The 795-nt window shown below is 44.7% G+C and carries 1 protein-coding gene; it reads right to left on the bottom strand.

Translation table 11 applies throughout. From position 1 onward, the window contains the following. Nucleotides 1-567 (bottom strand): DUF3320 domain-containing protein (locus tag J1785_RS00595; RefSeq protein WP_420803819.1); only part of this gene is annotated, 567 nt, incomplete at its 3' end. Nucleotides 568-795: the final 228 nt, after the last annotated feature.

Raw genomic sequence — 795 nt, 5'->3', positions numbered from 1 at the left:
TTGAATAGCATTGTTAACTGCTGATTCAATACGAGCCCCAGCACGCTGTAAACCCCAAGCTGTTCTTATCCGAGTGATTACTTCATTCATATGTATCGGAGCTTCAACAAGAACAATTTGTTCGACTATTTTTGCGAGTATTCCAACAGGCGTTTCATGAATCTGGACTCTTGTATCAACGTCTGGTAACGCCTCTACATATATAATAGCTTCGTTTAAGCTGTCATCAATAATCTCTAAACCGATTTCAGTGACAGTTTCTCTTTCAACTGTGACGATTTCTACTGGCACAGCTCTAGAACGGGATAGTGAGGTTTCAGAACGATTTTCAAGCTCTTTCTTAGCCGCTTGGATAGCAGAGAGAGTTTTCTGAAGTTGCTCTTCGGGACGCTGGAACCAGTCCGTACTCCAAATCCTGTGAATAATCCAACCATGATCTTCAAGTACAGCCTGACGTAGGCGATCCCTCTCTCTTGAAGAGCGGGAAGAATGGTAAGTAATACCATCGCACTCAATGCCTATCAGGTAGCGTCCCGGCATATTGGAATCGGCAATAGCTAAATCAATGAAGAACCCCGCAATACCAACCTGAGGGTGAACCTGATACCCCTCCTTTGTAAAGCGTTTGCTACCTGTTCTTCAAACACACTATCCATTGAACGACCGCTGTGACCCTGACCCAAAATCCTGCTCCATTCAGAAACAGAATTCCGGCATGATAAACACTCCCCTGAACGGAGGTGGTGCCGATGAAAAAGTCACGATTCACCGAAGAGCAGATTGTTTTTGCCCTTA

Source organism: Rahnella perminowiae (assembly GCF_019049755.1).
Lineage (GTDB): Bacteria > Pseudomonadota > Gammaproteobacteria > Enterobacterales > Enterobacteriaceae > Rahnella > Rahnella perminowiae.
This window is presented reverse-complemented; position numbering and strand designations above follow the sequence as displayed.